General features: G+C 30.2%; 20 protein-coding genes. 12 read left to right on the forward strand and 8 right to left on the reverse strand.

All coding sequences use genetic code 11. The features are described from left to right. Positions 1–150: 150 nt before the first annotated feature. The 4 genes from leuB to leuC form a co-directional block, all read right to left on the reverse strand. A complete protein-coding gene (gene leuB / locus Q0731_RS06150; RefSeq protein WP_299061353.1) occupies positions 151–1,206 on the reverse strand; it encodes a 3-isopropylmalate dehydrogenase in 1,056 nt (351 codons plus the stop codon). Positions 1,207–1,316: 110 nt separating this feature from the next. Further along, positions 1,317–2,837, reverse strand: coding sequence for an alpha-isopropylmalate synthase regulatory domain-containing protein (locus Q0731_RS06155; RefSeq protein WP_299061356.1), 1,521 nt, complete (start codon positions 2,835–2,837; stop codon positions 1,317–1,319). Between the two features lie 107 nt (positions 2,838–2,944). After that, positions 2,945–3,544 (reverse strand): 3-isopropylmalate dehydratase small subunit, encoded by a 600-nt coding sequence (gene leuD / locus Q0731_RS06160; RefSeq protein ID WP_299061358.1) that lies wholly within the window; start codon positions 3,542–3,544, stop codon positions 2,945–2,947. A 115-nt stretch (positions 3,545–3,659) separates the two neighbouring features. Beyond that, on the reverse strand, positions 3,660–5,057 hold the full coding sequence (gene leuC / locus Q0731_RS06165; protein ID WP_299061361.1) for a 3-isopropylmalate dehydratase large subunit: 1,398 nt from the start codon (positions 5,055–5,057) through the stop codon (positions 3,660–3,662). A 369-nt stretch (positions 5,058–5,426) separates the two neighbouring features. On the opposite strand from leuC, the gene Q0731_RS06170 reads away from it, so the two are divergent. Beyond that, positions 5,427–6,149: an NYN domain-containing protein gene (locus Q0731_RS06170; protein WP_299061364.1), complete on the forward strand. Its 723-nt coding sequence runs from the start codon at positions 5,427–5,429 to the stop codon at positions 6,147–6,149. A 14-nt stretch (positions 6,150–6,163) separates the two neighbouring features. On the opposite strand, the gene Q0731_RS06175 is transcribed toward Q0731_RS06170, so the two are convergent. After that, positions 6,164–6,571: a DUF2721 domain-containing protein gene (locus Q0731_RS06175; protein WP_299061367.1), complete on the reverse strand. Its 408-nt coding sequence runs from the start codon at positions 6,569–6,571 to the stop codon at positions 6,164–6,166. Positions 6,572–6,704: 133 nt separating this feature from the next. Between Q0731_RS06175 and trmD the strand changes: the two genes are divergently transcribed. From trmD to Q0731_RS06215, 8 genes are all read left to right on the forward strand, one after another. Then, positions 6,705–7,382: a tRNA (guanosine(37)-N1)-methyltransferase TrmD gene (gene trmD / locus Q0731_RS06180; RefSeq protein WP_299061370.1), complete on the forward strand. Its 678-nt coding sequence runs from the start codon at positions 6,705–6,707 to the stop codon at positions 7,380–7,382. A gap of 190 nt (positions 7,383–7,572) precedes the next feature. Continuing rightward, positions 7,573–7,926 carry a 50S ribosomal protein L19 gene (gene rplS, locus Q0731_RS06185; RefSeq protein ID WP_299061373.1) on the forward strand — a complete coding sequence of 118 codons (354 nt, stop codon included), beginning with the start codon at positions 7,573–7,575 and terminating at the stop codon, positions 7,924–7,926. A gap of 559 nt (positions 7,927–8,485) precedes the next feature. After that, the gene (locus Q0731_RS06190; protein WP_299061375.1) at positions 8,486–10,711 is read left to right on the forward strand and encodes an NADP-dependent isocitrate dehydrogenase; all 2,226 of its coding nucleotides are present in this window, start codon (positions 8,486–8,488) and stop codon (positions 10,709–10,711) included. Positions 10,712–10,850: 139 nt separating this feature from the next. After that, positions 10,851–13,226, forward strand: coding sequence for a TonB-dependent receptor (locus Q0731_RS06195; RefSeq protein WP_299061378.1), 2,376 nt, complete (start codon positions 10,851–10,853; stop codon positions 13,224–13,226). 33 nt (positions 13,227–13,259) lie between these two features. Further along, a complete protein-coding gene (locus Q0731_RS06200; RefSeq protein WP_299061381.1) occupies positions 13,260–14,090 on the forward strand; it encodes a DUF4249 family protein in 831 nt (276 codons plus the stop codon). Positions 14,091–14,302: 212 nt separating this feature from the next. Further along, positions 14,303–15,115: an N-acetylmuramic acid 6-phosphate etherase gene (gene murQ / locus Q0731_RS06205; RefSeq protein WP_299061384.1), complete on the forward strand. Its 813-nt coding sequence runs from the start codon at positions 14,303–14,305 to the stop codon at positions 15,113–15,115. Continuing rightward, complete coding sequence (locus Q0731_RS06210; RefSeq protein WP_299061387.1) at positions 15,112–15,354, forward strand: DUF6095 family protein; 243 nt, start codon at positions 15,112–15,114, stop codon at positions 15,352–15,354. The genes murQ and Q0731_RS06210 overlap by 4 nt, the downstream gene beginning before the upstream one ends. Next, positions 15,354–16,355 carry a DUF6695 family protein gene (locus Q0731_RS06215; protein ID WP_299061390.1) on the forward strand — a complete coding sequence of 334 codons (1,002 nt, stop codon included), beginning with the start codon at positions 15,354–15,356 and terminating at the stop codon, positions 16,353–16,355. Before Q0731_RS06210 ends, Q0731_RS06215 begins: the two co-directional genes overlap by 1 nt. A 4-nt stretch (positions 16,356–16,359) precedes the next feature. Here Q0731_RS06215 and Q0731_RS06220 read toward each other — a convergent pair whose 3' ends face one another. Next, positions 16,360–16,851 (reverse strand): DinB family protein, encoded by a 492-nt coding sequence (locus Q0731_RS06220; protein ID WP_299061392.1) that lies wholly within the window; start codon positions 16,849–16,851, stop codon positions 16,360–16,362. A 213-nt stretch (positions 16,852–17,064) separates the two neighbouring features. Between Q0731_RS06220 and Q0731_RS06225 the strand changes: the two genes are divergently transcribed. Continuing rightward, positions 17,065–17,997, forward strand: a complete 933-nt coding sequence (locus Q0731_RS06225) for a hypothetical protein (protein WP_299061395.1) — start codon at positions 17,065–17,067, stop codon at positions 17,995–17,997. Positions 17,998–18,091: 94 nt separating this feature from the next. On the opposite strand, the gene Q0731_RS06230 is transcribed toward Q0731_RS06225, so the two are convergent. Then, entirely contained in the window at positions 18,092–18,454 is a 363-nt protein-coding gene (locus Q0731_RS06230) for a CoA-binding protein (RefSeq protein ID WP_299061396.1), read from the reverse strand. A 17-nt stretch (positions 18,455–18,471) separates the two neighbouring features. Next, positions 18,472–19,479 carry a beta-ketoacyl-ACP synthase III gene (locus Q0731_RS06235; protein ID WP_299061398.1) on the reverse strand — a complete coding sequence of 336 codons (1,008 nt, stop codon included), beginning with the start codon at positions 19,477–19,479 and terminating at the stop codon, positions 18,472–18,474. Between the two features lie 392 nt (positions 19,480–19,871). Here Q0731_RS06235 and htpG point away from each other — a divergent pair, with 392 nt between their 5' ends. Together htpG and Q0731_RS06245 are read left to right on the forward strand one after the other, a co-directional pair. Next, on the forward strand, positions 19,872–21,776 hold the full coding sequence (htpG, locus tag Q0731_RS06240) for a molecular chaperone HtpG (RefSeq protein ID WP_299061400.1): 1,905 nt from the start codon (positions 19,872–19,874) through the stop codon (positions 21,774–21,776). 209 nt (positions 21,777–21,985) lie between these two features. Beyond that, positions 21,986–24,040 (forward strand): T9SS type B sorting domain-containing protein, encoded by a 2,055-nt coding sequence (locus Q0731_RS06245; protein WP_299061403.1) that lies wholly within the window; start codon positions 21,986–21,988, stop codon positions 24,038–24,040. Positions 24,041–24,063 lie beyond the last annotated feature (23 nt).

Genomic DNA, 24,063 nt, shown 5'->3' on the forward strand with positions numbered 1-24,063 from the left:
TTTTCGGGGTTTTGTTTTATCTAAAATACAACTTATTTAATTGATAAACAAGTATTTATATACTTATGAAAGTGCCTAATATATTTTAAAGTTTAAACAAAAAAAGCTCTCGAGTTTACGAGAGCTTTTTTAATATATAAATAGTATAGATTAGATATTCTCTGCCAACCAGTCTCCTACTTCATTTGTTCCATAAGCTTTACCTCCATCAGCTAAATCTTCTGTTACAATTCCTTTATCTAAAGCACTATTTACAGCATCTCTAATTGCTTGTCCTTCTGCTTGTAAACCAAAATTTTCAAACATCATTGCAGCTGATAAAACGGTTGCCATTGGATTTGCAATATTTAAACCTGTTGCTTGAGGGTAAGAACCATGTATTGGCTCAAATAAACCAATATCAGAACCTAAAGAAGCACTAGGCATTAAGCCCATAGAACCAGAAATTACAGAAGCCTCATCTGTTAAAATATCTCCAAATAAGTTTTCAGTAATTAAAACGTCATAACTATTTGGCCACTGAACCAAACGCATTGCAACTGCATCTACAAACTCATAAGAAACCTCCACTTCTGGATAGTCTTTTTCCATTGCTTGTACAGTTTCTCTCCATAATCTTGAAGTCTCTAAAACATTAGCTTTATCAACACAACATAACTTTTTACCACGCGTCATTGCCAATTCAAAACCTTTTACGGCTAATCTTTGCACCTCTGCTCTTGTGTATACACAATTATCAAAAGCAGTTTCTCCTTCATCTCTTCTACCCTTTTCACCAAAGTAAATTCCTCCAGTTAATTCACGTAAAAAAACCAAATCTGTACCTTCTATACGTTCTCTTTTTAAAGGCGATTTATCTAACAAAGAAGGAAACGTAAACGTTGGTCTTACATTTGCAAATAAACCTAACTTTTTACGCATTTTTAATAAACCTTGTTCTGGTCTTACTTTTGCAGAAGGATCATTATCAAAACGTGGATGCCCAATTGCTCCAAATAAAACTGCATCTGAAGACGCACAAATTTCGTGTGTTGCATCTGGATAAGGCTCACCAACTGCATCAATTGCTGCTGCACCAGTTAAAGCAGGTCTCCAAGTAATTTCATGATTGAATTTTTTTGCAATAGCATCAGATACTTTTAATGCTTGATCTATTACTTCAGGACCAATTCCATCCCCTGCTAATACTGCGATATTTAATTTCATATTTTTAAGCTTTTAGCTGTTAACAATTGGCAATTAGCTCAATAAAACAGCTGGTAATTTATTTTGAGTTATTATTTAGCTAATAGCAAAAGCTAAAAGCAAATGGCATTTTAAATGATATTTAACATTTTCTCTGTAGCTTTAATAGCAGATACTGTTTGATCTGAATCTAAACCACGAGTTATAAATTCTTTTTCTTGTAATTTCCAAGTAATAATTGTTTCACATAAAGCATCAGAATTACTTCCTGGAGGTATTCTTACAGCATAATCTATTAAAGAAGGTATTTCTTTTCTACTATGCCTTTTGTACAATTTACGTAATGCATTCATAAAGGCATCAAATTGTCCATCTCCTTGTGCATGGGCTTCATACTGCACACCTTCTACTCTTAATTGTAAAGTGGTAGAGGGTTTCATACCCTTAGCATGCCCAAGAACATAATTTTCTACAACAACACGTTTTTCAATAGTATCACTATCTAAAACATCAGAAATAATGTAAGGCAAATCTTCTTGAGAAACCACCTCTTTTTTATCTCCTAATTCTATAATTCTTTGGGTTACTTTTTTAAGCTCTTCATCATTCAAACTTAGACCTAAATCTTGTAAATTCTTCTGAATATTGGCTTTGCCTGATGTTTTACCCAATGCATATTTACGTTTTCTACCAAAACGCTCAGGCATTAAATCGTTAAAATACAAGTTGTTTTTATTATCTCCATCTGCATGAATACCAGCAGTTTGAGTAAAAACATTGGCACCAACAACTGGCTTATTTACAGGAATTCGAAAGCCTGAAAAGGTTTCTACCAATTTACTAACTTTATGTAACGCCTTTTCATTCACAGAAATCTTTACATCCGAAAGAAAATCATTAATAACAGCAATAACACTTGCCATTGGTGCATTGCCTGCACGTTCTCCCATCCCATTTATGGTTAAATGCAAACCATTTACACCTGCTTTTACAGCTTCCATAACGTTGGCAACCCCTAAATCATAATCATTATGACCATGAAAATCGAAATGTGTGTTTGGGTATTTTTCACGAACTTCAGAAATAAACTCAAAAGTTTCAGTATGTGTTAAAACACCTAAAGTATCTGGTAATAAAACACGTTCTATATTTTGAGTAGTTAAAAAATCTAAATATTCATAAACATAATCTTTAGAATTACGCATTCCGTTAGACCAATCCTCTAAATACACATTGGTTTTAATATCATGTTTTGCAGCTAATTCAATGGTAGCTTTAATATCTGCAAAATGTTGTGCTGGTGTTTTTTTAAGTTGATGTGTTAAATGGTTTAAAGAACCTTTGGTTAATAAGTTTTGAACTTTTGCCCCAGCTTCTAGCATCCAATCGATAGATTTCCCTCCATCAACAAATGTTAAAACCTCAATATTTTCTAAAAAATTATTTTCTGAGGCCCAAGAAGTAATCTTTTTAACGGCTTGTAATTCGCCTTCAGAAACTCTGGCAGATGCTATTTCTAAACGATCTACTTTTAATTCTTCTAATAATAATTTTGCTATTGTTAATTTTTCAGAAACTGAAAACGACACTCCTGATGTTTGTTCGCCATCACGCAGTGTCGTATCCATTATTTCTATTTTTCTCTGGGTCATCTACTTAACTTAAATCACTTCGACAAGCTCAGTGTGACATTGTTGATCCAAATTACAATTGTGGCAATCTGTATGTCAGTCTGAGCTTGTCGAAGACTTTTTAATAATTAAAACGGTCTTGTTTCAGCAAAAGCAGCAATTTCGTTTTCGATGTTTTTTAAGTAATCTATATCATCAAAACCGTTTAACATATTCTCTTTTTTGTAAGTATTAATTACAAAAGATTCAGATTCACCCGTTGCAACTAAAGTTACTGTTTGGTTTGGTAAATCTACTTTAATTTCTGTTTTAGGATCTGCCATAATTGCTGCAAATAATGTATCTGCAAATTCAGCCGAAACTTGTACAGGTAAAACCCCTACATTTAAACAGTTATTTTTAAAGATATCTGCAAATGCAGAAGAAATTACACAACGTAATCCAAAATCGTACACAGACCAAGCTGCGTGTTCTCTAGAAGAACCAGAACCAAAGTTTCTACCTCCTACTAATATTTTAGAACCTGCATAAATATCTTTATTTAAAGGAAAATCTGCTTTTGGTGTTCCATCTTGTTCAAATCTCCAATCACGGAAAAAATTAATATCAAAATCTTTACGCTCTGTTGCTTTTAAGAAACGAGCAGGTATTATTTGATCTGTATCTACATTTTCTGTAGGTAATGGATATGCTGTACTTGTTAGTACGTCAAATTTATCGTAAGCCATATTTTTAAGTATTCAGTCTGCCAGTATTCAGTTGGCAGTCATTATGTTATTCAAATATTATTTAGTTAGCAAAAAATCAGTTTTTGACTGAAAACTGCCTACTGTGAACTGCAAACTATACAAGAAGCGTTCTTGGATCCGTAACAACTCCACTAACTGCAGATGCTGCTGCAACTAAAGGACTTGCTAATAAAGTTCTAGAACCTGGTCCTTGTCTTCCTTCAAAGTTTCTGTTAGAAGTAGAAACAGATAATTTTCCTTGTGGAATTTTATCATCATTCATTGCCAAACAAGCAGAACAACCTGGTTCTCTTAAAACAAAACCTGCGTCTGTAATTATTTTATCTAATCCTTCTGCATTAATTTGATCTACTACTTTATGTGAACCTGGCACTAACCAAGCAGTAACATTGTCTGCTTTCTTACGCCCTTTAACAATAGAACAAAATGCTCTAAAATCTTCAATACGTCCATTTGTACAAGAACCTAAAAATACAAAGTCAATTTCTTTACCAATCATTGAGTCGCCTTCACTAAAAGACATATACCCTAAAGATTTTTTATAAGTATCTACACCACCTTCTACATTTTCTGCTAAAGGAATTGATTTTGTTACACCCATTCCCATTCCTGGGTTGGTACCATAAGTAATCATTGGCTCAATATCTGCTGCATCATAAGTAAACTCTACATCAAACTCTGCATTTTCATCAGAATATAAAGTTTCCCAATATTTCATTGCCTTGTCCCAATCTGCTCCTTTAGGTGTTTGAGAACGACCTTTTAAATATTCGAATGTTTTTGCATCTGGAGCAATCATACCTCCTCTTGCTCCCATCTCAATAGATAAGTTACAAACAGTCATTCGACCTTCCATTGACATATTTTCAAAAACATCTCCTGCATATTCAACAAAATAACCTGTTGCACCAGAAGTTGTTTGTTTAGAAATAATGTACAAAGCAACATCTTTTGGTGTAACACCTAAACCTAATTTTCCGTTTACGTTAATACGCATCGATTTTGGTTTTGGTTGCATAATACATTGTGTAGATAATACCATTTCTACCTCTGAAGTACCGATACCAAAGGCAATAGCACCAAAAGCACCATGAGTTGATGTATGAGAATCTCCACAAACAATAGTTGCTCCTGGTAATGTAATTCCGTTTTCTGGTCCTACAACATGTACAATTCCATTATTTACATCTCCTAAACCCCAGTGAGAAATACCGTGCTTTTTTGCATTGTTTTCTAATGCATCCAACTGATTTGCAGACAAAGGATCTTCTACAGGTAAATGTTGGTTTATTGTTGGTGTGTTATGATCTGCAGTAGCAAAAGTACGCTCTGGATATACAACACTATTCCCTCTACTTTCTAATCCTAAAAAAGCTACGGGACTTGTTACTTCGTGGATAAAATGACGGTCTATAAAAAACACATCTGGTCCGTCTTTAACTTGACGAACAACGTGTGAATCCCATACCTTGTCAAATAATGTATTTGCCATTTGTTTGTTCTTTAATTATTTAAGTTATAATCAGCTACCAAAAATACACTATTATTCTGTTTTAGAGTACATTTATATGAATTTATATATTATATCCAACCCAAATACATTCTATTAAAAAACTGATAAACAATTTATTAACTCGTTAAAAAATACGATGTCTATTTAATTAGATGTACAAAAAATATTTTTGTAAATAATGATGAATAATAACTTTTTAATTAATTCATTTTTTCTGATTTTGCAAAGATAATTTTAAGATAAGATAAAACTATCTTTAATTTCAAAAAATGAACAAGATTTTGTTGAGAAAAAACTAACTTCGCTCGAAACATTAATTTTGATTCTGAATAAATTATGACTAAGAATATGAATATCGCAGTATTAATTGATGGAGACAATATTCCTTCTGCACACGTAAGAGAAATGATGGAAGAAGTTGCGAAATATGGAAACCCAACCATTAAAAGGATTTATGGAGATTGGACAAGGCCTCATTTGTCTAAATGGAAAAATTTGTTGTTAGAAAATGCAATAACTCCCATTCAACAATATGCTTATACAACAGGTAAAAACGCTACAGACTCTGCTATGATTATTGATGCCATGGATATTTTATATTCAGAAAAAGTAAATGGATTCTGCCTAGTTTCTAGTGATAGTGATTTTACAAAATTAGCAACTAGATTAAGAGAAGCTGGCCAACAAGTTATTGGTATTGGAGAGAAAAAAACACCAAACCCTTTTATTGTTGCTTGTGATAAATTTATTTACATAGAAATTATTAGAAAACAAACCGAAAAGAAAGAAAGCATCAACCAGAAAGAAAGTGAAAAAGATAGTGTTGATAAAATTACATCAAAAGTGATTAAATTAATTTCTTCTACCATTTCTGATTTATCGGACGAAGATGGTTGGGCATTTTTGGGCGATGTTGGAAGTTTACTTCAAAAGAAACAGCCTAATTTTGATTCTAGAAACTACGGTTTTGACAAGCTAACACCACTCATTAAATCTATTGGTAAGTTTGAATTAGACCAAAGAGAAGCATCAAAAAGTAGGCATAAATTAATTTTTGTTAAAAATAAATAAATCTAAAATTAGATTTATTTATTTTTTAAATGCTCTTCAATATCTGCAATATGATGTTGTAGTGCTTGAGATGAAATCTGTATTTCTTTTATCAACAAAGTTAAAGACATAATTAGTAAAATTAAAGCAGCACCAAAAACCCAAGCAGCAATTTGATGATAGTTAATGTAGATTAAAAACATGGTTAACACACAAAATAATAGACTTGAAATGCCAAAAATTTGCATCCACCTTGTTAAATTTAAACGCAATTTTAAATTTTTAATTTGCCTTAATAATGACGTGTCTTGTTTCTCTAAATAAATATCGTGTAAATTTCTTATGACTGCAGAATAGGCTAAAAATCTATTTGTGTAAGCAAGCATGATTAATGAAATTGCAGAAAATAAAAGTGCGGGTGTTGTTAAAGTTAATTCTTCCATATTAATAGCAAAATTAAGTAATAATTATTATCAACTAAAATAAATTGATACTACTTTTTTAAACCTACTGATAAGAAATAGAATCTATAAAACTCTTCTTTTAAAAACCTACAAAAATGTTACATTTGCAAACATGCGAATAGATATTATTTCAATAGCCCCAAACTTATTAGAAAGCCCGTTTAATCATTCTATCATTAAACGTGCAAAAGACAAAGGTTTGGCAGAAATTGTAATTCACGATTTACGTGAATATGGTTTGGGTAACTACAAACAAATAGACGACACTCAATTTGGTGGTGGTGCTGGCATGGTTATGATGATTGAACCAATTGCAAACTGTATTAAAAAATTACAATTAGAAAGAAGCTATGATGAGGTTATATATATGACTCCTGATGCAAAAACATTAAACCAAGGCACAGCAAATACACTTTCTTTAAAAGAAAACATACTCATTTTAACAGGTCATTATAAAGGAGTAGACCAAAGAATAAGAGACAAATACATAACCAAAGAAATTTCTATTGGAGATTATGTTTTAACTGGCGGAGAGTTAGCTGCTGCTGTTTTAGTAGACACTATTGTACGTTTAATTCCTGGGGTTATTGGTGATGAACAATCGGCTTTGACAGATTCTTTTCAAGACAATTTATTATCTCCACCTGTTTATACAAGACCTGCTGAATATGAAGGCATGAAAGTACCTGATGTATTATTATCTGGTAATTTTCCTAAAATTGAAGATTGGAGAAGCGACCAAGCTTATGAAAGAACTGAAAAAATAAGACCTGATTTATTAAAGGAATAAAAAACAATTAAAAGTATAGTTGTTTGATTGAAAATAAGATGCATTTGTTATTTTAATAACTACCATAGCAAAAAATAATTAAATATTAGTTTTATCAACAAAAAATAATGATTACTTTTGCAACCGCTAAAATAACCTCTGACGAAAAAATCGTGAATGTTGCTTTACAAAATCAATTAAATTAAAAGATATGGAATCTTTAGTAAAATTTGTTCAAGACGAATTTGTAGCAAAAAAAGAATTTGCAGAATTTGCAGCTGGTGATACAATCACAGTTTATTACGAAATTAAGGAGGGTGAAAAAGTACGTACTCAGTTTTTTAGAGGTGTAGTTATTCAAAGAAAAGGAGTTGCAGCTTCAGAAACTTTTACAATCAGAAAAATGTCTGGTACTGTTGGAGTAGAAAGAATATTTCCTGTAAACTTACCTTCTATTCAAAAAATTGAAGTAAATAAAAGAGGTAAAGTACGTAGAGCACGTATTTTCTACTTTAGAGGTCTTACTGGTAAAAAAGCTAGAATTACTGAAAAAAGAAGAAAATAATTTCTTTTACATAGGATTTAAAAAAAGCGTTGTGATGTTCACAACGCTTTTTTCATGAACAAATGTTAATAACTATACTACATAATATGTTGATTACTATTTCCTCAAAAAATTCGCATAAACAAAAAACAATTTTATATTTGAAAAATAATTTACAGGTTAATTTAACATAAAGTCTTCATAAAGCTCATGTTGTTATCAAGTGAATAAATTATAGTAACGTTTTAAAAACGTTTCTAATACAGATTTAGTAAAAGTAATTTCTTTTTTAATAAATATAAAATTTGACCTTTATATTTTTTTGTAGCAATACATAAAACATTACTTTAAACTATTTTAAATAAGCCATATTTTAACAAGCAATTGTTATATATGGCTTTTATTTTGTTTTAAATTAATATTCTTAACAAAACCTTATATTTATTATTAGAAACTCCTAAAAATAGTGTTATTAATAATAATTTATCAATAAAAGTATCGTTAATAATTCTTAAATTTGTTCCACTTTTTTTTTGAAAAATAATTCGTAAAAAAATAACAATTAAAAAAACATCTCATAATGAGTAAAATAGCTAAAATAGTATATACTAAAACAGATGAAGCACCAGCTTTAGCAACAAGATCTTTCTTACCTATTGTAAAAGCATTTACAAAATCTGCAAATATAGAAATCGAAGTTAAAGACATTTCTTTAGCAGCAAGAGTTCTTGCTAATTTCTCAGACTACTTAACAGAAGATCAAAAGGTAGAAGACGCATTGGCTTTTTTAGGTGATTTGGCTAAAAAGCCAGAGGCTAATATTATTAAGTTGCCAAACATTAGTGCCTCTGTACCTCAATTAAATGCTGTTATTTCTGAATTACAGACATTAGGTTATAAAATACCTAATTACCCCGAAGAAGCAAATACAGATGAAGAAAAAGCTGTTTTAGCATTATATAATAAAGTAAAAGGTTCTGCTGTAAACCCTGTTTTACGTGAAGGTAATTCTGACAGGAGAGCTCCAAAAGCTATAAAAAACTATGCACGCAAAAACCCACATTCAATGGGTGTTTGGGGTGCTGACTCTAAAACGCATGTTGCAACCATGAGTGAAGGAGATTTTGCACACAATGAAAAATCTGTTACCATTAATAAAGCAACAAATCTTCATATAAAGCATATTGCAAATAACAATACAGAAACAACATTAAAAGCAAACATATCTATTATTGATGGTGAGGTTATAGATGCTAGTGTATTAAGCAAAAATGCATTATTAAATTTCTTGGATAAAGAATTTACAGACGCAGCAGAACAAGATGTATTACTTTCTCTGCACATGAAGGCTACTATGATGAAGGTTTCTGACCCTATTATTTTTGGGCATGCTGTAAGAACATATTTTAAAGATGTATTTTCTAAACATCAAGCAACTTTTGATGAAATTGGTGTTGATGTAAACAATGGTTTTGGTAATTTAATAAGTAATCTAGAGGAAGTTTCTGCTGAGAAGAAAGCAGAAATTTTAAAAGATATTGAAACTGCTTTTGAAAAAAATGCAGACTTAGCCATGGTAAATTCTGATAAAGGAATTACTAATTTACATGTACCTTCTGATGTAATTATTGATGCTTCTATGCCAGCAATGATTAGAACTTCTGGTAGAATGTGGAATGCTAAAGGAGAGTTACAAGATACAAAAGCTGTAATACCAGACAGTTCTTATGCAGGTATTTACGCTGCAACAATAGATTTCTGTAAAAAGAATGGTGCTTTTGACCCTACAACAATGGGTACAGTGCCCAATGTTGGTTTAATGGCTCAAAAAGCTGAAGAATATGGCTCTCATGATAAAACTTTTGAAATAGCTTCTGCAGGAAAAGTAGTAGTAGTTGATACTGATGGAAATACACTTTTAGAACACAATGTTGAAGAAGGAGATATCTGGAGAATGTGTCAGGCTAAAGATTTACCAATTCAAGATTGGATTAAATTAGCTGTTACAAGAGCTAGAGCTTCAGAAACACCTGCAGTTTTTTGGTTGGATGAAAATAGAGCTCATGATGCAGAAATCATTAAAAAAGTAAATAAATATTTACCAGAACACGATACTTCTGGTTTAGATATCAGAATTTTATCGCCTATAAAAGCAACTGAATTTACTTGTGAAAGAATTGCTAAAGGTGAAGACACTATTTCTGTTTCTGGTAACGTTTTACGTGATTATTTAACAGATTTATTCCCAATTTTAGAAGTAGGTACTTCTGCAAAAATGTTATCTATTGTTCCTTTAATGAATGGTGGAGGATTGTTTGAAACTGGTGCTGGAGGTTCTGCTCCAAAGCACGTGCAACAATTTGTAGAAGAAAATCATTTACGTTGGGATTCTTTAGGAGAGTTTTTAGCATTAGCTGTTTCTTTAGAGCATTTAGGAAATACAAATGACAACGCTAAAGCTTTAGTATTAGCAGAAACTTTAGATGATGCTACTGATAAATTTTTAGAAAACGACAAATCTCCTTCAAGAAAAGTTGGTGAATTAGATAACAGAGGTAGTCATTTTTATTTGGCAATGTATTGGGCAGAAGGTTTGGCAAAGCAAAATAAAGATGCTGATTTAAAAGCTGCTTTTACAAAGATTGCCAATGATTTAAAAACGAATGAAACTAAAATAGCAACAGAATTAAATGAAATTCAAGGAAGTGCTGTAAATATTGGTGGTTATTATCAACCAACAGATACTTTAGCAGATGCTGCAATGAGACCAAATACTACTTTAAATAGTATTTTAGCTTCTATTTAAATATCAGAAAAAATATTTTTTTAATAAAAACCAATGTTTATTCATTGGTTTTTATTCGTTTATAATTACCCATATTTTAACATTCTATTAAATTTTACTATCGTATTTTTGAAAATTAAGAATATAATATAGAAAGAAGATGTTGCACATAAAAAAAATGTTTTTTTTGTTGTTTTTAATAGCTTTTAACGCTTTAAGTCAAGAAAAACATACTATTAGTGGTACTATTTATGACGATAGTAGTAATGAAACTTTAATTGGAGTTTCGATTTACTTTCCAGAACTAAATTCAGGAACAACTACAAATGAATATGGATTCTATTCTATCACAGTTCCAGAAGGAACTCAAAAACTACAAATTAGTTATTTGGGATACAAAACAATTTTAAAGACTATTAACATAAGGGAAAAACTTACAAAAAACTTCAAACTAAAAGAAGAAACAGAAAGTTTGAATGAAATTGTTATAAAAAGTAATGTGGAGGCACTAAACATTAAAACTTCACAAATGAGTGTAAATAGGCTAACCTCTGCTAGTATTAAAAAAATACCAGTTGTTTTAGGAGAAGCAGATGTTATAAAATCTTTAATTTTATTACCTGGTGTAACAAGTGCTGGTGAGGGAGCTTCTGGTTTTAATGTAAGAGGTGGTGCTGCAGATCAAAATTTAATACTATTAGATGAAGCAATTGTTTTTAATTCCTCTCACTTATTCGGCTTTTTCTCGGTTTTTAATCCTGATGTAATTAAAGATGTTAAATTATACAAAGGAGGTATTCCTGCAAAATTTGGAGGTAGATTATCTTCAGTCTTAGATATTTATCAAAAAGAAGGAAATAGTAAAGAATTTAAAGCAACTGGTGGTATTGGTTTAGTTTCCTCTAGATTGTTATTAGAAGGTCCTATTCAAAAAGAAAAAAGTTCGTTTTTAATTGGTGGTAGATCTTCTTATGCTCATTTATTTTTACCGCTTTTTGATAATGACAATACTGCTTATTTTTATGATTTAAACACTAAAATAAACTTTCGTTTAGATGATAAAAACAGTCTTTTCTTTTCGGGTTATTTTGGTAAAGATGTATTTGGCATTAATGATAGCTTTGTAAATACTTATGGGAATTCTGTTGGGAATTTACGTTGGAATCATCTTTTTTCTGATAAAATATTTTCTAATCTATCATTAATTTATTCTGATTATTTTTATGGTTTAACATTAGATTTTGTTGGGTTTGAATGGGAGTCTGGAATTACAAACTTTAATCTAAAATATGATATCAACCATTATATAAGTAATAAAATAAAATTAAGTTACGGAATTAATAACATATACAGTAACTTTAATCCTGGAAAAATTGCACCAAATAGAGAAGATGGTGTTCAAGCAGAAGAATTAACCCAAAAACATGCCATTGAACTTGCTAGTTATATAGATGTAGAACATAAAATTACTAATAATTTTAGATTACAATATGGTATCCGTTTTAGTAACTTTCTGCGTTTAGGACAAGATGAATTAAATACATATACAAATGATAAAGCTGTAATTTATAATGAAGAATTTAAAAAATACGAATCTGCTGATGCAACAGGAGTTGATACATTTAAAAGAACTGATCTAATTTCTAACTTTCATAACTTAGAACCAAGACTTTCTGCTTCTTATACTTTAAATGATAATACTTCTATTAAAGCAAGCTACAACAGAATGGTGCAATATTTACACTTGCTAACAAACACTGCTTCACCTACTCCATTAGATATTTGGGCGCCAAGTGGAAAGTATATAGATCCTCAATTACTAGATCAGTTTGCTGTTGGGTATTTTAGTTCTTTAAAAGAAGGAGATTATTCTTTAGAAGTAGAATCATTTTACAAAGACATTCAAAATAGAATAGATTACATAAATGGAGCTAATTTAGTTGCCAATAATGAAATTGAAACGGTAATTTTAAACGGACAAGCAAGAGCTTATGGTTTAGAACTTTTGTTTAAAAAAAATAGAGGTAAATTTACTGGTTGGCTGGCTTATACATTGTCTAGATCAGAGCAACAAACACCTGGTAGAACTGCTAATGAACCAGGAATAAATAATGGAGAATGGTATAGCACACCGTTTGATAAAACACATGACTTATCTATTAATGCAGGTTATGAATTAAATGAAAAATGGCAATTTAACGCAAATTTTGTGCTACAAACAGGGCAACCAACAAATTATCCTGTAGGTCAATATCAATTTGAAGCGTTAACAATTCCTGTTTTTAATGACAATACCAGAAATGCAGATAGACTTCCATTATTTCATCGATTTGATGTTTCTGCAACATTAACACCTAGAAAAAATAAAAATAGAAAATTACAAGGAGAGTGGGTTTTTGGTATCTACAACCTATACAACCGTCAAAATGCGGCTTCTATTAATTTTAGTCAAAATGACGAAACCCTAAGAAACGAAGCTGTACAAACTTCTATTTTTGGTATTGTGCCTTCTGTTACTTATAATTTCAAATTTTAAACCTTTAACAGGTTTTAATATATTACTATTCTTATGAAAAATATAAAAATATTATTCGTTTTATTTATGGTACTTTTAGCAAATTGCGAAAAAGTAGTAGAAATTGATGTACCTTCTATAGAGCCTAAATTAATTATTGAAGCTACTTTTGAGGTTTTATTTGATGAAAACCCTATTATTTCAAATAACACAGTAGCTTTAAGACTAACAGCAGACTTTTTTGAAGATTCAATTCCTAAAGTTACCAACGCAACTGTATTTGTAACTAATATGTCTGATGGAAACATCATTAATTATAACGATTTAAATGCAGATGGAGATTACGAACCAGAAAATCCATTTGTACCTCAAGATAATGTTGAGTATAAATTAACTGTTATTTATGATGGTGAAACTTATGAAGGAACTGCAACAAGAATAAAATCTACAACACTTACAAATATTGTTCAAGGAGATGAAACTTTATTTACAGGAAATGAGACTCAAATTAAAATAGATTTTACAGACGATGGCAGTGTAGAAAACTATTATTTATTTGATTTTTCTGAAGGAGACTTTAGAGTATTAGAAGATCGTTTCTTTAACGGTAAAGCTTATAATTTTACAAATTTTTATAGTGAAGAAGAGTTAGAACTTCCTCAAACAGTAAACATAAAAATGTCTGGTATCACAAAAGACTATTTTACTTATTTTAGAGTTTTATCTAGCCAAAGTGGTGAAGGTGGAGGTGGTCCTTTTGAAACGGTACCTTCTACTCTTTTAGGAAATATAATCAATATGACCAACGAAGCCAATTTTCCATTAGGTTATTTTCATATTTCTGAAACAGATACTTTTGCTATAGATTTGGTAGATAAAAACTAAATTTATTTAACCTGTATTTACTTTAAAAAATACTCTTACTTTTTTTTATTTCTTTTAAAATATTAAATGTGATGCATTTGAAAATGTACCTTTTTTTTATTTTTCTTAAAAAAAGATATAGCCTTTACACTTGGTTAAAGATAAATTCCAAGCCCCTTAAAACACCCAAAAAATAATTAAAAACATCCAGTAGATTTCTATATTTTTGAAACATGACTTTTATAAAAACTACAGAGCAAGATTCTAAGTACAATCATCTAGAAAAGATGTCTGTAAAAGAACTATTAGCAAATATTAATAAAGAAGACAAAACAGTGCCTTTAGCAGTAGAAAAGGCATTGCCACAAATAGAAATTTTAACGGCACAAATTGTAAACAAATTACAAAAAGGAGGCAGGCTTTTTTATTTAGGTGCAGGAACTTCTGGCAGATTGGGTGTTGTCGATGCCTCTGAATGTCCGCCAACTTTTGGCGTTTCTTATGATTTAGTAGTTGGTATAATTGCAGGTGGAGATATAGCTATTAGAAAAGCGGTTGAATTTGCAGAAGATTCTACAAACCAAGGTTGGTTAGATTTGCAAGAAAATAATATTACAAATAAAGATGTTGTTGTGGGTATTGCTGCATCTGGCACAACACCTTATGTAATTGCTGCTTTAGAAAAATGTAATAAAAACAATATTGTTACAGGTTGTATTGCTTGCAATAAAAATAGTCCTTTAGGGAAAGTAGCTCAATTCCCTATAGAAGTTGTTGTGGGCCCAGAATTTGTAACAGGAAGCTCTAGAATGAAAGCAGGTACTGCTCAAAAGTTAGTATTAAATATGCTTTCTACTGCTACCATGATTCAATTGGGTAAAATAAAAGGCAATAAAATGGTAGACATGCAACTTTCTAATAATAAATTGTTAGAAAGAGGGCAAAAAATGTTAGCCAAAGAATTAAATATCGACCAAAATGTAGCTGCCAATTTACTAGAACAGTTTGGCAACGTTAGAAATGCTATTAAAAACTATAAAAAATGAGTACTAATATCAACATATTAGCAAAGGGTTTAAAATATTTAGGCTTTTTAGTGCTATTTCTTATTGCATCTCCAATAACACTTACCATGGGTTTTAAAGCTTTAAAAAAGTTTGAAAATACACCAAATGAATATCTGTCTTACCTTATTTTATTTGTTGCTGCTATTCTAGTTATTTTTACGATTATTTTTGCTTTTAAAACTTTTAAAATTTTATTACAAGCTTTATTTAATAATTAATGAGCAGCAAAAAATCAGACGGAATTATTATTATTCTTTCTTACCCAGATACTATTGTTAGACCTCCTTACTGGGAACCTTCGAGTAAAATTTGGCCAATTATTGGTATTGGAAGTAAACATGCAGTACAAGCTGGTCACGCTGCTTTATTGTTGATTAAAAAAGGAGAAACTGAGATCAATTATTTTGATTTTGGACGCTATATTACTTCTTACGGAAATGGTCGTGTTCGTTGTAAAGAAACAGACCCAGATGTTACGATTACAATGGATGCAAAGTTTAAAAACGGACAACTTGCCAATCTACAAGAAATTTTACTTTGGATTGAAAAGCATCCTGAAAAAACACATGGAAATGGCAGATTGGTTGCTAGTATGCACACTGATATTGATTATCAGAAAGCTTTAAACTTTATGCATCAATTAATTGATAAAAAAGAAATTCCTTATGGACTTTTTGTGAAAAATGGAAGTAATTGTGCTCGTTTTGTAACAGACACACTCATTGCTGCTTCATCAAATACAAAAATTAAAAAGCAACTAAAAAAATCTAATTTAGTTACACCAAGTCCTATTGGCAATGTACTAAAAGGCACTACAAATAATAGTATTTACACTATTTACAATCAACAAATTACGGAGTATAAAAATAGATCTATTACCAAAGAATACAGGGCTTCTTTTTTTAATAAAATTAAAGGAGAACCCAATTTAGTTGGAACTGAAATTGCTGATTTAGCATCTTTTAAATTAGAAAACGGCACTTGGTTAGGTGGAATTGGAAGTGGTGCTTGGTTTATAATTGATGAAAAAAAAGACAATACAACTTATAAAATAGCTAGATTTACATCCAAAGGAAAAAAAGATTTTGAAGGATTATTTTGCATTTCTGATACTGATTTTAAACATTCTGAAAAACATCAATTCATACATCCTACAAATTGTAGAGAAGTTTTTATTGATCAAAAGGAAAAAACTTTTAAGCTCACTATACTTGCATAAATTACTAACTTCCTACTCTTTTTGGTGTTGTTGGGTTAAAGCCAAAATCTGAATCTGGCAAAGCAATATCTAATTGATAAATTAAATAACCAATACTTGCAAAATGATGAATTGCGTGGCTTTGAGCCTGCATTAAAACTGCTGCAATGGTATAATTTGCTATTTCTTTACCCAAACCTAAATCGTCAGAAACTTGAATCGTTTTAGTAAAGTCTTCTTTTTTTATTTGTTTTAGTTGATGAGTTATAGATTTAAAATAAGCAATGCCTGTTGCAGTTTCTTTTTCGGCACATTCATTTCGTTCTCTTACAGAAAAATCTATAAAATCATTCTCTAACCCTTTAAAAATACAAGAAAAAACATCTAAAACATGACGCACATGACAACCAATACTAGAATTGTAAGGAGCTATAGAACTATCTGAATATTGTTCATCTGAAATAGAGTTTAATAATTTAATCCCTTTTTGTAAGTTTTGTTCAATTGCGTTAATCATACATTTTATTAAATAGTATCTGTCGTAAAAAGTTTAGCAAATTTACGAGTTCTTAGCTTTAAAATCAATATAATTATAACAACTTATATATCAAATAATTAAATCCTAAAAACTAGTGTTTTTGTTTTTTGGCACGCTGTTTGAATAAATACTTATCAAATACGGAAGCTGAAAAGTATAAAGAGTAAGCAAAACCCTTTAAAACCATAAATTATGAAAAAAGGTATATATATATTATTAGGTATGCTTCTAATGATTGCTACTGTAGAAGCTAAAAACAACAACGAATCATTCATTACAAATGTATTTAATTACTCTTACAATAACGCTGTAATTTTTGAAGATAGAGGTGTAGAATTCTTTGTTTTTACAAATGGTGAGTTTGATTTTAATAGCGTTTACAATAGAAACATAAACATCAATAGAGATTTTAGGGGAAGAATTGTAAGAATTGGAAACTCGTTTATAAACTATGATGCTTTTGGAAATGTTACCAGAATTGGAAACGTTTTTATGAGATATAACAGAGGTAGGTTAGCAAATGTAGGTAATTTACAAGTACGATATAATCGTTGGGGAAATCCTATTTTTAATGGTACTGTAAGAAATAATTTTCACAATTATAATGGTGTAAATATTAACTTAAATATTGGAGATATTTGTAATTATAATGATGCTTTCTTTTATAGAAACGATTTTAGAGTAAACTATTCTAGAATTAGAGAAGATAGAAATTTCTATTACTACAGAGCAAACCCTAATGCAAGAATTGGTAACAGAAGTACTATTATTAGAAGAAGAAAACCAGCAGTTGCAATTACCAATAGAAATATTACTTCTACAAGAAAAAATAATACTACTTATAGAAAACCTGTTAAAAGAAATAATAGGATTATTAACAGAGCAACTACTACAAATAGAAATACAACTGTAAGAAAAAATACAGCTGTTTCTAATAGAGTGCCAGCTACTGTAAATACAAAAAGAACTGTAACACCTAGAACTAGTACTACTAGAACTACAATTAGAAAACCTGCTAGCGTTACTAAAAGAAGTGCAACTCCTATTAAAAGAGATGTAAAAAAAACAACAAGAGCAACATCAACAAGAAGTGCAACAAATAACAAATCAAGAAGTAGAAGATAATAGTTTTAGTTTAAAAAATAAAGCCTCATTTTATGAAGAAATGAGGCTTTTGAGTTTAAATTTTTAAGTTAATTTTTACCCTATAAAAAACTTTTTAATATTGATTGGTACTTAATAATACTAGCGTACAAGCAATTTCAGATTCAATATTATTATCTTTCAATAATTTTATAAAGTCTACGTTTTCTGTTCCAGGATTAAAAAGAACTCTTCTAGGTTTTAAGTTGATGATATAGTTGTAATACTCCTCTTGTCTTTTAGGATTTAGATATAAAGTAATAGTATCTATATCTGTAAAGAGAATTTTTTCAGTTTCTATTGCAACATCTTCAACAATACCTTTTCTTAAACCCAAAGCTAAAACAGGGATTTTTTTCCCTCTTAAACTTTTTATTGCCCTATTAGAATATCGCGTTTCTTTTAATGATGCTCCAATAACCAACGTTGTCTTTTTCATTTAAAAAAAATTATAATTTACCATCTAATAATTACGCTTCCCCAAGTAAAACCACTTCCAAAAGCAGCTAAAACAACCAAATCATTGTCTTTTATTTTATCCAATTCCCACGCTTCTGTTAAAGCAATAATTACAGAAGCAGCAGTTGTATTACCATATTTTTGAATATTATTAAAAACCTGATGATCAGATAATTTAAACTTTTTCTGAATAAATTGTGCAATTCGCAAATTTGCTTGATGTGGAATTAACATATCAATCTGTTCTTTCTCTAAATTATTAGCTGCTAAACCTTCTACAATCGCTTCAGAAAAACGTGTTATAGCGTGTTTAAAAACAAACTGCCCATTCATATAAGGATAATAAGATACATCTTCAGGATCATTATTTTCTAAAATTTCTGGCACCCATCTTTGAGTTGATGGTCCTTCTAAAACCAATTCTTTTGCATGTTTTCCTTCAGAATGTAAATGAGAAGACAAAATTCCTTTTCCTACTATTTCACTTCGTGATAAAACAGCTGCTCCTGCTCCATCTCCAAAAATAACAGAAACATTTCTACCTCTTGTAGATTTTTCTAAACCTCCAGAATGATTTTCTGAACCAATCACCAAAATATTTTTATACATACCTGTTTTTATAAACTGATCTGCAACAGACATCGCATAAATAAAACCAGAACATTGGTTACGCACATCTAAAGCACCAATTGTTGGCATATTTAATAGATCTTGTACTTGCACTCCTCCACCAGGAAAATACATATCTGGGCTCAAAGTTGCAAAAACAATAAAATCAATATCATCTTTTGTTAAACCAGCTCTTTCTATGGCAATTTTTGCTGCTTTTGCTCCCATTACAGCAGTGGTGTCTTCTGTTTTTGGGTCAATCCAACGTCTTTCTTGTATGCCTGTTCTTTCTTGAATCCATTCATCTGATGTTTCCATAAATTCCTTTAAATCGTTATTGGTTACAACGTTTTCTGGAACATAACGTCCAAGACCTGTAATTTTAGAACTGTACATATATTTTATTTTTGAATATCAATTTGCTTGTAGCTAAAATAGTGAATTTATTTTTGAATCTTATTTTTCAAAACAACTACAAAATAAATGTTCACTTAAAATAATGGATTTTAAAATTTGTCGCGAATTCACGAATTTCAATTTTTTAATATAAAAAATTATTTCACAAAGTAAAGTTCCATTGGAACTTTTTAAATTAGTGAAATTTTAATAAAAATTGGATTTAATAATTCGTGAATTCGTGGCAACATTTATTTTTAATGAATCACATATTACAAAACACTAAACTGTCTAAATTGTAATACTTCTGTCATCTTGTCACAATCACTTCTTTGGTATTTTTTTTGACTATTGCTTATCACAAATAATAAATTAACAAAAACATTTATAAAATGGCAAAAGGAAATATTAATGTATCGGTAGAAAATATTTTTCCACTGATTAAAAAATTCTTGTATTCTGATCACGAAATATTTTTACGTGAATTAATTTCTAACGGAACAGACGCTACTTCTAAACTTAAACACCTTATATCTATTGGTGAAGCAAAAACTGAATTGGGTGATGTTAAAATAGAAATAAGCATTGATAAAGATGCAAAAACAATTTCTATAAAAGATCAAGGTTTAGGAATGACTGCTGATGAAGTTGAAAAGTACATCAACCAAATTGCATTTTCTGGTGCAGAAGAGTTTTTAGACAAATATAAAGACAACGAAGCAGGAATTATTGGGCATTTTGGTCTTGGTTTTTACTCTGCATTTATGGTTGCTGATAAAGTAGAATTAATTACAAAATCTTTTAAAGATGAACCTGCTGCTCATTGGACTTGTGATGGGTCTCCAGAATTTACTTTAGTTGCACATGATAAAACTGACAGAGGTACAGAAATTATTTTACATGTTGCTGAAGATTCTTTAGACTTTTTAGAAGAAAGTAAAATTGAAGGATTACTAACAAAATACAACCGTTTTAACCAAGTACCAATTAAATTTGGAACTAAAGAAATTAACGATCCTGAGTTTACACCAAAAACTACCAAAGATAAAGATGGTAAAGAAACTACAGAGCCACACAAACAAATTACTGTAGATAAAATAATCAATAACACAGAACCTGCTTGGACAAAATCACCTGCAGATTTAAGTGATGAAGATTATGAAAACTTTTACAGAGAATTGTATCCAATGCAATTTGAAGAGTCTTTATTTCATATTCATTTAAATGTAGATTATCCTTTTAACTTAACCGGAATTTTATTTTTCCCAAAGTTAAGTACTTCTATGGATATGCAAAAAGACAAAATACAATTATACCAAAACCAAGTTTTTGTTACGGATAATGTAGAAGGTATTGTACCTGACTTTTTACAGATGTTAAAGGGGGTTATTGATTCTCCAGACATTCCTTTAAATGTTTCTCGTTCTGGTTTACAAGCAGATGGTGCTGTTAAAAAAATATCTGGTTACATCACTAAAAAAGTAGCAGATAAATTAGCTTCTATCTTTAAAAAAGACAGACCAGATTTTGAAACAAAATGGAACGACATTAAAGTAATTATAGAATATGGTATGTTGTCTGAAGATAAATTCTTCGATAAAGCTAAGAAATTTGCTTTGTACCCAACAGTTGCAGACTCTTATTTTACGTTTGATGAATTGATTGAAAAAACAAAAGATTCTCAAACTGATAAAGATGGAAACCATGTTCTTTTATACGCTGCCAATAAAGAAGCACAACACAGTTACATTCAAGATGCAACAGCAAAAGGTTATGAAGTTTTAATTTTAGATTCTCCTATTATTTCGCATTTAATGCAGAAATTAGAAGGTGGTGATGCTAAAATAAAATTTGCAAGAGTAGATGCAGACCATGTAGATAATTTAATTAAGAAAGACGATAATGTAATTTCTAAATTATCTGATGCAGAAAAAGAAACTTTAAAGCCAATTATTGAAAGTGCTGTAAATTCTAAATCATACACAGTACAATTAGAAGCTATGGATTCTGCTGCGTCTCCTTTTATGATTACGGTGCCAGAATTTATGCGTAGAATGAAAGAAATGCAAGCTTCTGGTGGTGGAGGAATGATGGGAATGGGTAATTTCCCTGACATGTATAACTTAATAGTAAATACTAACAGCCCATTGGTTTCTGAAATTTTAAACAATAAAGACGAAGCTGTACAAAAAGGATTAATTTCTCAGGCTTTTGATTTGGCTAAATTATCTCAGAACTTATTACATGGTGAAGAGTTAACCAACTTTATCAAACGTTCTTACGAGTTGATTAAGTAAAATTAATCTGTTATTCCTGCGAAAACAGGAATCTATAAAACCAAAACCTCTTTGTTGATTCAGAGAGGTTTTCTTCGTTTTACTTCTTATAAAATAAATTGAAACTCAATTTATTAGTTGTGTTAAAAACTGATTTACACTAAATTCAAAAGAAATACACCTTTTTTTTTGTAATATAGCTAACTATAAATTATGTAAATAAAAAACTATTGTTTTATCAATTTAAAAACACTTTTTGGTTAGTAATTACAATCGGCATTTTTACTATAAATACAAACGCTCAGTTAGGATCTTGTGGTGGTAATTCTGGTGATCCAATTTTTAAGGAAGATTTTGGTAGGGCACCAAGTGCTGCTACACAACATGTACCTTTGCCTAGTTCGCAAACAAATTACATATTTGTAGGAACCAACCCTTCACAAAATGATTTTTTTGATGGTAGGTATTCTGTTACTAACTTTAATTATCAACAATATGATTGGTTTAATGAGCCAGATCATACTCCTGGAGATAGTAATGGAAGAATGTTAGTGGTTAATGCAAGTTTTACTCCAGGTCAATTTTATAAAACCACAATTACGGGTCTTTGTGAAAATACAACCTATGAATTTTCTGCTTGGCTAAAAAATTTAACTCCAAGAAATTCAAGAGCTAACCCTCCTCCTATTAGACCTTGCAATGTAAAGTTTGAAATTTGGAACAGCACAGATACTGTATTATTAAAATCTGGAAGTACTGGTGATTTTTTTGGCAGTTTAATTTCTGAAAATGGAGTATGGATAGAATCTGCTCTTGTATTTCAAACACAAGTAGGACAAAATTCTGTAATTTTAAAAATGGTAAATAATGGTGTTGGAGGTATTGGTAATGATGTAGCTATTGATGATATTGTTTTTAAAACTTGTGGAGATTTTATAAGTATTGGTGATACTTCTGGCAATACAAGTAATAATATTTGTAGCACAGAAACACCTTATACAACAACCCTAAATGTAACACCTGATAATTCTGTTTTTAGCACTCATTTTTACCAATGGCAAACTAGTACAAATGGTATAAATTGGACAAATATTTCTGGAGAAACCAATCAAAATATAACAATTACAGGCATTAATGCTACAAGTTATTACAGAGCTAGAGTAGCAGAATCTGCAGTGAACCTAAATAATTCTAGTTGTAATGTAGTTTCTGATGTTTTTAAAGTAACTGTAAATCCAGCTCCTTCAAAACCATCAACTGTAAATTGTTGGGATAACTATCAATTTAACACTACTTCTTGTTCTTGGGTTAATATTGGTGTGCAAGACGCACAACCATCCAAGGTAAACTGTTGGGATAATTATCAATTTAACACCACAACTTGTTCTTGGGAAAACAAAGGTGTGCAAAATACTCAACCTACAAATGTAAATTGTTGGGATAACTATCAATTTAACACTACTTCTTGTACATGGGTTAATAATGGAAATCAAGACCCAAAACCTCAAAGTGTAGAGTGTTTTGATAATTATCAGTTTGATAATATTACATGTAAATGGATAAATGATGTAATAATACCTACATCACCATCGAAAGTGAATTGTTGGGATAATTTTGAATACAATACCACTTCTTGTACTTGGGTTAACAATGGAGTCCAAGAAGCACAACCACCTAAAGTAAATTGTTGGGATAATTATCAATTTGATACAACAACATGTTTATGGGTCAATAATGGTAATCAAGATATAAAACCCATTTTAAAATGTTGGGAAACTGCCAACTTTAATAACAATATTTGTGCTTGGGAAATTACAAGTACTCCTCCTAATCACTTAATTGAAAGTGTAACTTCTGATATGCAAAATATCGTTATCAAAACCTCTAGTTTTGTTAATTTTGAATACTCAATAGACGGCATTAACTTTCAAACTAGTAATATTTTTATTAATATTCCTTCAGGTTCTTATACCATTTTTGTAAAACAAGAAAACTGTCCAGATGTTATTACAACTCAGCATCAACATATATACATTCCAAAATTTTTCACTCCAAATGGAGATCTTGTAAATGATACATTTGAATTAAAAGGGTTAGAGTCATTTAGCTCTTACGAAGTACATATTTTTGATCGTTTTGGAAAACTTTTAAAAAGTGCTAAAAACACTTCCTTTAGTTGGAATGGAACTTATAATAGTGCTATTTTACCTGCATCAGATTATTGGTATCGAATAATTATTGATGGAAAGCCTTATACTGGTCATTTTACCTTGTTAAGAAATTAAACAATTGTTACCTGAAATCTAAT

Source organism: uncultured Polaribacter sp. (assembly GCF_947497695.1).
In the GTDB taxonomy this organism is placed as follows: Bacteria; Bacteroidota; Bacteroidia; order Flavobacteriales; family Flavobacteriaceae; genus Polaribacter.